The sequence below is a fragment of the Thomasclavelia sp. genome (genome assembly GCF_017889095.1).
Classification (GTDB): domain Bacteria; phylum Bacillota_I; class Bacilli_A; order Erysipelotrichales; family Coprobacillaceae; genus Thomasclavelia.
This window is the reverse complement of record NZ_JAGHEW010000104.1, coordinates 1-9,109: the sequence shown is the minus strand read 5'-3', so window position 1 is coordinate 9,109 and position 9,109 is coordinate 1. Positions and strand designations below refer to the sequence as shown.

General features: G+C 30.6%; 10 protein-coding genes. 7 read left to right on the top strand and 3 right to left on the bottom strand.

The genetic code is table 11. The annotated features are described in order from the left end of the window. Together J7M77_RS04815 and J7M77_RS04810 are read left to right on the top strand one after the other, a co-directional pair. Nucleotides 1–462, top strand: a 462-nt coding sequence (locus tag J7M77_RS04815; protein ID WP_296876562.1) for an SDR family oxidoreductase, incomplete at its 5' end; no start/stop codon positions are given. Between the two features lie 269 nt (nt 463–731). After that, complete coding sequence (locus J7M77_RS04810) at nt 732–1,364, top strand: DUF2238 domain-containing protein (protein ID WP_296876560.1); 633 nt, start codon at nt 732–734, stop codon at nt 1,362–1,364. Nucleotides 1,365–1,383: 19 nt separating this feature from the next. On the opposite strand, the gene J7M77_RS04805 is transcribed toward J7M77_RS04810, so the two are convergent. Both J7M77_RS04805 and J7M77_RS04800 read right to left on the bottom strand, forming a co-directional pair. Next, a complete protein-coding gene (locus tag J7M77_RS04805; protein WP_296876558.1) occupies nt 1,384–2,058 on the bottom strand; it encodes a PspA/IM30 family protein in 675 nt (224 codons plus the stop codon). A 14-nt stretch (nt 2,059–2,072) separates the two neighbouring features. Further along, nucleotides 2,073–3,038 (bottom strand): hypothetical protein, encoded by a 966-nt coding sequence (locus J7M77_RS04800; protein WP_296876556.1) that lies wholly within the window; start codon nt 3,036–3,038, stop codon nt 2,073–2,075. 157 nt (nt 3,039–3,195) lie between these two features. Between J7M77_RS04800 and J7M77_RS04795 the strand changes: the two genes are divergently transcribed. From J7M77_RS04795 to J7M77_RS04780, 4 genes are read left to right on the top strand one after another with little or no spacing between them, the layout of a single operon-like run. Continuing rightward, nucleotides 3,196–3,897: a pseudouridine synthase gene (locus J7M77_RS04795; RefSeq protein ID WP_296876554.1), complete on the top strand. Its 702-nt coding sequence runs from the start codon at nt 3,196–3,198 to the stop codon at nt 3,895–3,897. 12 nt (nt 3,898–3,909) lie between these two features. Next, nucleotides 3,910–4,668, top strand: coding sequence for an HAD-IIB family hydrolase (locus tag J7M77_RS04790; RefSeq protein WP_296876552.1), 759 nt, complete (start codon nt 3,910–3,912; stop codon nt 4,666–4,668). After that, a complete protein-coding gene (locus J7M77_RS04785; protein ID WP_296876550.1) occupies nt 4,665–5,576 on the top strand; it encodes an alpha/beta hydrolase in 912 nt (303 codons plus the stop codon). The genes J7M77_RS04790 and J7M77_RS04785 overlap by 4 nt, the downstream gene beginning before the upstream one ends. A gap of 5 nt (nt 5,577–5,581) precedes the next feature. Continuing rightward, a complete protein-coding gene (locus tag J7M77_RS04780; RefSeq protein ID WP_296876548.1) occupies nt 5,582–5,971 on the top strand; it encodes a nuclear transport factor 2 family protein in 390 nt (129 codons plus the stop codon). A 17-nt stretch (nt 5,972–5,988) separates the two neighbouring features. Here the strand turns inward: J7M77_RS04780 and J7M77_RS04775 are convergent, their stop codons facing one another. Next, nucleotides 5,989–7,776, bottom strand: a complete 1,788-nt coding sequence (locus J7M77_RS04775; protein ID WP_296876546.1) for a DUF885 domain-containing protein — start codon at nt 7,774–7,776, stop codon at nt 5,989–5,991. 182 nt (nt 7,777–7,958) lie between these two features. On the opposite strand from J7M77_RS04775, the gene J7M77_RS04770 reads away from it, so the two are divergent. Then, the gene (locus tag J7M77_RS04770; RefSeq protein ID WP_367236744.1) at nt 7,959–9,080 is read left to right on the top strand and encodes an aldo/keto reductase; all 1,122 of its coding nucleotides are present in this window, start codon (nt 7,959–7,961) and stop codon (nt 9,078–9,080) included. Nucleotides 9,081–9,109: the final 29 nt, after the last annotated feature.

The window sequence follows — 9,109 nt, the reverse complement described above, 5'->3', positions numbered from 1 at the left end:
ATGATTGATCTTAATGTTAAAGCTTTACATCTTTTAACTAAATTGATGTTAGCGAAAATGGAAAAAAATAAACATGGCTATATTTTAAATGTTGGTTCAGTGGCCGGATTAATGCCAGCTGGTCCTCATATGGCAACTTATTATGCTAGTAAATCGTATGTAACTTCATTGACACAAGGGATAGCTAGAGAATTAAAAGAACAGCATAGTCAAGTTCATCTTAGCTGTTTATGTCCTGGTCCTGTTGATACCGAATTTAATGATGTGGCTAAAGTTAAATTTGCTTTAAAAGGAATTGATGCCAACTATTGTGCTTGTTATGCTTTAAAGAAAATGAAACAGGGTAAAGTGGTAATAATTCCAACTGTTAAAATGAAAGTGGCTATGACATTAGGACGCTATTTACCAAATGCTCTATATATTAAAATAGCATCTTTCCAACAAAAGAAAAAACAAGAATAAAATGAATAGGATCAATGATCCTATTCATTGTGGCGATAATGGATAAAAATACCAATACCAACTAGTTCAATTATGGATATTATGACAATTGCAACGATAGGATTCATACTAAGACCTCCTTTTATATTAATCATAGCAAATAGATATTAAAAAGATGCTTAAAAAAATATTAAGAATTATTAAATAACCAATTAATCAAAATATAGTTTTTATTACATATATTATAAAAGAATTATTTGGTCATAATATTAGTAAAAGAAGGTTATTTAATGAAACAAAAAATAGTTTTTTATAGTGTGGTTGTTGTTTATATCATAACTGTGATAATGGCTATGATAATTAATTTAAATAATAATGATCAGGAAGCTTTAATGATGACCTTGGTTGCTATTATTACCCCCTGGTTAATTCCTACAGTTTTTAAATTGTTGAAATGGCAAATGTCTATTGAAGTTAAAATTGTTAATATTACTTTTATTTATCTAGCATCACTTATTGGAAGTGGGTTAAATGGTTATCATTATCCTTATTTTGATAAAATAGTTCATTTTTTTAGTGGGATTTTAGCTTCATTATTGATGATATCGCTTTTTTGTTTGCTTAAAAATAAGCGGAAAATAAGTGATCCAGGTGATTATCAAATCTTGTTGTTATTTACTTTTTCAAGTAATTTAGCGATTGCCCTGTTATGGGAGTTTTTTGAATATTTAATGCTGATTTTGTTTAATAATGATTGTATTAATCATTATACTACTGGGGTTCATGATTCTTTGACTGATATGCTTTGTGCCCTAGTAGGTGGCTTGATCGTGATATATTATTTAGTTAATTATTATCAAAGAGGAAAACGCAGTTTTGTGATTGATTTTTATGAACATTTATATGCCCTTAATAAAAAATAATAAGCTCATTTAGAGCTTATTATAATCCCATTTCTTTTTTTAATCTTGCTAATTCATCATCAACTAATGGATCATCATTAGCGTATTTAGCTTCTAATTCATCAGCTAAATCAGTTGGTTCTTCATTTAATTCAGCCATTGAATTAGCTTCATCAAGCATACGGTCGGCTTTTTCTTCCATTCGTTCAAAAGCGCGCATTGATCCGCTGGCAGCATCCATAGAACTAGTAACTTTATTAATTCTTTCTTGCGTTTCAGCAACAGCAACTTTAGCTTTAACAACCTGGCGGCGTTGTTGTAATGTTTGAATATCATTAGTTAATTTATCATGTAACTGACGCATTTTAACGGCATTATCATGAGCAATATCATACGATTTTTGAAGTTCAATACCATTAGTTACATAAGATTGTTTTTTCTTTAAGAAAACTTTAGCGTCATCTTCATTGCCAGCAAGTAAAGCTTTTTTTGCTAACTCTTCGTATTTTGTAATTTGCTGGTCATTTTGTTCAAGTACACGTTTTGCTCTTTTTTCTTCTGCCATGATACCGGCAGTTTCTTTTTTTACTTCAGCTAATTCTTCAGTAACTTTGCGCATATATTCATCGATCATTTTTGCGGGGTCTTCACATTTATCTAATAATGCATTAATATTAGCTGACATGATGTCTTTAAATCTTGAAATAATTCCCATTTTAATTTCTCCTTTTATTTATATTTTTCTTCTAATTCACTAGTATCTTCACCAAAAGTTTCTAATGGTTTGTCTAAGATATCTTTTACATACTCTTCTTTTTCTTTTTCACGTTTTACTTTCGCTTTATAAAGTTTATAAACTACAATAATAATTACAATTGCAGCAATAACGATAATTCCAATTTTCGCAAAATCCCAGAAATTAGTTGGTCTTGACATAATTGAATCTGCAGTATCACTAAAAGTTTGGCTAATTAACTCTTCGGTTGAAAGCGAAGTGTTATAATAGTTTTCTTCATAATATCCTTCAAAAATATTGCAAGCTTCATTGTCCATGATCGTATCAACGGCATAGCCGGATAGATAGCGGAATTCACCATTCATTTCACTTTCGCTATCGTTTAAACAAGAGAAATAGGCGAAAATGAAATGACCTTCATCACTAAACTTATCTTGATAAACTTGATTTAGGTAATTAATTGCATTGGTGCTGTTAAAAGTGCCGTTAGTCCAGTAATCATCACTGTAACTAATCAACATAACATACGGTTGAACACCAGTTTTATTGTAGAAATGTTCTAAGCCTTCAATCAGTTGATTCTCACTACGAATCCAGCCTAATTCATCATGATACCAGTCGGTTTTAGTTACAATATTACTAAGGGGTATTCTTTCGGTAGTATTTTTAGCGACTGAACTGGAAGAATTACCCATTGAAAATAAACTAAAAATCATTATTAACACAACTCCGATGGTAATCAAAATAGCTGTTGCTCCAATATTGCCATAATTACCGCCATAACCATAATAGCGATTTCCAAACGGTCGAATTGGAATATAGGTATGATGGTGGTAGTGTTTAGAGCTGTGGTTTGCCATTCGACTTGAACGATGTCCATTCATAGAAAAACCACCTGATGATCTTCCGGCTCCAAAACCACCACTGCTGCGCCTACCGCCACCAGAACTTCTTGACATAAATTCACCTCCAGTAATTTGAAATTGGTTATAAAAGTGTGATTAGCTATAAAAATTATATCATTGATACTTAAACTTTTAAATATCATTAGTGAATTTTTATCTTATCATTGTTTTAATTGTGATATACTAATAAAAAGAAGATACTGGTGATAAAATGAAAGATTTATATTATGTGCTAATGAAAAATGGTTTGGGTAAAGCTTCGTTTTGTAAAAAAATAATTAAACAAGGGAAAATAATGGTAAATAAACAAATTATTAAAGACCCTAGATATTTAGTAGCTTTTGATGACCAGATTGTTTATCAAAACAGATTATTAAAAGCAAACCCGTTTACTTATATTATGATTAATAAGCCAGCAGGTTATATATGTGCTAATCATGATGAAAAATACCCTTGTGTAATTGATTTGATCGAACGACCTGATTGTTATTGTTTAGGAAGGTTAGATAAGGATACAACTGGTTTATTGATAATTACCGATGATAAAAGTTTATCGAAGCAATTATTGTTACCTGAACATCATGTTGCTAAAAAGTATTTAGTAACAACCAAAAAGCAACTAGAGTTTGGATTGATTGATTTATTTGCTAGGGGGATAATCATTGATCAAAAAGTCAAGTGTTTACCAGCTAAGTTAGAAATAATTGATCGGTATCATTGTTTTCTTACGATTAAAGAAGGTAAGTATCATCAAATTAAAAAAATGTTTAAAAGTAGTAATAATGAAGTGGTGGCACTAAAACGAGTGGCTTTCAATGAACTAGAATTAGATTTAAATTTATTGCCTGGTAAATGGCGTTATTTGACTAACGCAGAAATTATTAAGTTATGTAAAAAGGGTGCAGTTAAATAGGAGGTGTTTTGTGTGAAAATATTGGCGAGCGATTTTGATGGAACATTATATTTTGAACATCAGTTAGAAAATTATCGTCAGGATGATCTTGAAGCAATCAAGAAATTTCAATCTTATGGTCATAAATTTGGAGTTTGCACCGGCAGACCGTTAATTGGGGTAACTGATTTTGCTTCTAGTGAATTTACATTTGATTTTTATATTGTTAATAGTGGGGCAATTGTTTTGGATCAAGATTTTAAAGTGATTAGTAAAAAGGATATCGCTCTAGCCACAATAAAAGATGTCTATGAACATTATCAAGGGATAGAAATGCTGATTGCAACAGTGGACAAATTGTTTATGGCAAATATCGAAGCGGATTTTGATAATCCGATAATTACCAGACTAACATCATTAAAGCAATTGCATGGTGAAACAATACTAAGTTTTTCGTTATTGTTAAAAAATGAAGCTGACGCTCGTAAAGTTAAAAAGACGTTAGAAAAATATGAAGATTTAGAAGTATTTCAAAACATTAATGCAATTGATTGTGCCCCAAAAGATTGTTCTAAAAAAAGTGGAATTCAAATAATCCAGAAATATTATCAAGTAGATAAAAATGATCTTGCCTGCATTGGTGATTCTTATAATGATATCTGTATGCTGGAATATTTAGATAATAGTTTTACTTTTGATTATAGTCCCAAAGAAGTACAAGAAGCAGCTAAAAATGTAGTCAGACATTTAGATGAATGTGTTGAAAAATTGTTAGGAGAAACGGAAAAATGAAAATAAAAGTAGCTAATTATACTTATGAAACAATGATCGAATATGACAAAGATGTACCAGGGGCAAAATATATTGAGATGACCGGTGAAGAAATTGGAGTGAAATATTTACCGGATGTTATTTATGATCACCGCGATGGAATTGACTTGCATTTACAAATCATTATGCCTTCCATATTTAATCAGCCTGATAAAATTTTTCCAGCTGTGGTTTTTATTCAAGGTTCGGCCTGGAAAAAGCAGGATGTTTATCAAAATGTAGTTAATTTAGGCCTTTTGGCTAGAAAAGGATATGTTTGTGCGATTGTTGAATATCGTCATAGTGGTATTGCCCATTTTCCAGCCCAAATTATTGATGGTAAAAATGCTATTCGTTATTTAAAAAAACATCACCAGGATTATCATCTTGATCCTGATAAAGTAATTATTATGGGAGATTCATCAGGGGGACATACTAGTGCAATGATTGGCATGAGTGCTAAAAGTGCTTTGTTTGATGATCCGATTAATGAACAAAACTGTCATGTTTTAGGAATAATTGATTTATATGGAGCGGTTGATGTTACGATGAGTGATGGGTTTCCATCAACTTTAAATCATCAGTTGCCTGATAGCCCTGAAGGAATGTTAATGGGATATAATATTCGTGAAAATATGGAAAAAGCTAGGGAGGCTAATGCTAAGACTTACGTTGATTTAGATTTTCCGCCAATGCTAATATTACATGGGACAAAAGATAAAACTGTTTTTTGTAAGGAAAGTGTTGAATTATATCAGGCTTTGATTAAAGCTAATAAGGATGCTACGTTGTATTTAGTTAGTAAAAGCGATCATGGTGGAGCAGCTTTTTGGAAAGATCAAACAATTGAAATATATGATCAATTTATTCAAAAATGTTTAAGGAGATAATAATAATGAGTGAAATAGAACGGGTAAAAGAATTGGTTCATGACTATCAAGAATTGATTAATCGCCAAGATCGTAAGCTATTTGATAAGCTTTGGTCAAATGAACAGGAATGTATTTTGATTTCAATTACTGATGAGTTTAAAGGGAAGGAAAGTATTTATCAGGATTTTATTATTGGCACCATCCAAAAAGCTTATCAGGAAATTGCTTTAATTGCTCAAGATATTGAAGTTAATTTTATTAATGAACAAATGGCTATTGTGGTATTTAAATATTGCACTGAATGTATTAGAAGAGATAGTGGTGAAAAGTATGGTATTCAAGGGCTAGAAACGCAAGTAGTAATTAAAGAAGCTAATCAGTGGAAACTGGTCCATTTGCATTATTCAAAATAAAATGATTCCCGCGGGAATCATTTTTCTTTTTGAATATATTCATCAACATTTCTTTCAACAATTTCAAAAGATGCTGAACCGCTTTTTAATAGCGCTTCATGGAAATCTTTATCATTGAATTTATTATTCAAGGCTTCTTTAGCCTTAGTTTCTAGATTGCTAAATTGTAAATAACCATAATAATAAGGAATAAAAATACCCGGATTATCTTTAAGCTGATTGTATTGTGATTTTAAAGCATCTTTATCGTTGATGACAAAGCCAAAATCATTTAAATTTTCTTCAAAATCATCAAGATCCCAGTTTTCATAGTGAATTCCGATATCACATAAAATCATTGCATAATAAGAACAAATATTATTGTATTTCATTAATTCTAAAGTATCACTATTGATTTGATCACTTAAATATTTATTTATATAGTATTGAACATAAACCGCCCAGCCTTCTTGGTAAGCAGAATTTTGAGCTAAAATTTTACGATAATTATTATCAAGATTTTGATAACTGTAATTAACCTGATACATATGTCCGGGCATGCCTTCATGACCGATAGTCTGGTAAGTATCAACGTCTCTTAAATCAATTTCGTTATTATTAGAATTAACGCGAATTTGATTTGGTGTCGTACTGTCTAATGCTGGTAAGTTATAATAAGCAGCCACACTATCATTGGCAAGTGATGGATCAATTGCCGCCACCTGGTAATCAATTGTACCAATATCTGGAAAATCGTCTTTGATTTTACTGTCTAGATCATCAATGATTTGCTGGTAGTCATTATAATTTGTTTTAACATTTTGAAAATTATTTTGATAAACGGACATTAAACTAGGATTAGAAATAATCAATGTTTGCATTTGTTGTAAAGTATCTTCCATGGCTGTTTCGATTTCTTCTTGAATTTGTGGCACGGTTTTATCTGATGCAGTCATGTTTTGCAATAGTAATTGATAATATTCTTTTCCGTTTTCTAAATTAGCTAGTCCCTGATCATTAATTTTACTTTGATCAAGTGAACTTAAAGTATCAATGATATTTTGATAAGCCGGAATAAATGATTGGTTAAAGGCACTAGTTAACTGTTGTTTATAGTCGGTTTTTAAACTGTCGTCAATCGTTAAAGCATCTATTTTATTAAGCATTGATGATAGAATGGGACTATCATTTCCTTTTTCGACAATACCATTGCAGTAAGTAACTACTTCATCGATATTGATTGATAATGTTTCTTTTTTAGCCTGAACTTTTACGTAATCAAGTAGACTTTGAAAATAACGATCAGTATCATTAATTAGCGTAATTAAATCTTTAACATCTTGTTCGTTTCTAACGATCCAATCGGTTAATAATGTTGGTATTTGACAGTGATCACCAGTAGCACTTTGGAAAACAGGAGTTAGGTATAGATATTTATCATCATTTAATTTTTGAGCGATTTCAATTGATTGCTGGTAAATATCATAAGTTTCCTGCTGGCTTGCGGTTAATAAATCACGATCAAACTCATCAAATTGATTAGCTGTTTTTTCAGTTATTTCTTTGGCTTCTTGTAATTCTGCTTCACTATAACCGCTACCAAAACCGATATCTACTTTATTGATATCGATATTAAAATCTTCGGGTTTTTCAATAAATGAATGTAAAGAAATGTAGCTGCTTTCTAAAGTATCGATAAATTCTTGTTCAATAAATTGATCAAATTCATCTTGCATCGCTTTTTGATCAGAACTATTTTGTTTATTACAGGCACTAAGAGAAAATGTTAGCAGTAAAGCTAAAAAAATTTTAGAAAATCGTTTCATTTTTGAGCTCCTTTCACTATATTATATTATAGCCTTTTTAAAGTCATTAAACAATTTTATCTTGTAAAAGAATATCTTTTAAAAGGTGAATGCTGTTATTTTTTGTAAATATTGCCTAGACAAAAACTTTGATTATGATTAAAATTATTTTAGATAGAAATATCTAGAAAGGTAGATGAAAGATAATGGCTAAAAAATTGGGATTTGGATTAATGCGTTTACCATCATTAGATCCAGATGATGCAAGTAAAATTGATATTGAAGAAACTAAAAGAATGGTAGATGCGTTTTTAGAAAGAGGTTTTACATATTTTGATACAGCTTGGATGTATTGTGGTTTTAATAGCGAAAATGCTGCTAAAGAAGCTTTGGTTGATCGCCATCCTCGTGATAGTTTCACTTTAACAACTAAATTACATTCAAATTTTATTAAAACTAAAGAAGATCGTGATAAAGTTTTCAATGAACAATTGAAAAAGACGGGTGTAAGTTATTTCGATTATTATTTATTACATGATATTAATACTCATAGTATTGAAGTTTATGAAAAATTAGATTGTTTTAACTGGATCATGGAAAAGAAGGAACAGGGTCTTGTTAAACACATTGGTTTTTCATTCCATGATGGACCTGAATTATTAGATAAAGTTTTAACAGAACATCCTGAATTTGAATTAGTGCAGTTACAAATTAATTATCTTGATTGGGATAGTCAAGGAGTGCAGTCACGTAAGTGCTATGAAGTGGCGACTAAACATAATAAACCAGTTATTGTTATGGAACCGGTTAAAGGTGGAACATTAGCAAAAGTTCCTGAAGCAGTAGAAACAATGTTTAAAGAATATCATCCTGATATGTCAATACCTTCATGGGCAATTAGATTTGCAGCTAGCTTAGATAATGTTATGATGGTTTTAAGTGGAATGTCAAATATGGAACAGTTAGATGATAATACTGGCTATATGATGGATTTTAAACCGCTAAATGATGAAGAATATAAATTAATTGATAAAGCGGTTAATGCAATCAATGCTAATATTGCAATTCCATGTACTGCTTGTGCTTATTGTGTTGATGGTTGTCCAATGCAAATTGCTATTCCTAAGTATTTTTCTTTATATAATGCAGATTTACAAGAAGTTGAAGAAAAAGGCTGGACACCACAAGGGGAATATTACAATAATCTTACTAAAACATTTGGTAAAGCTAGTGATTGTATTGCTTGTGGTCAATGTGAACAAGTTTGTCCACAACATTTATCAATTATTGAATATCTTCAAGATGTGGCAAAAAGATTTGAATAAGCAATTAGAGAGTAGAATTTTTCTACTCT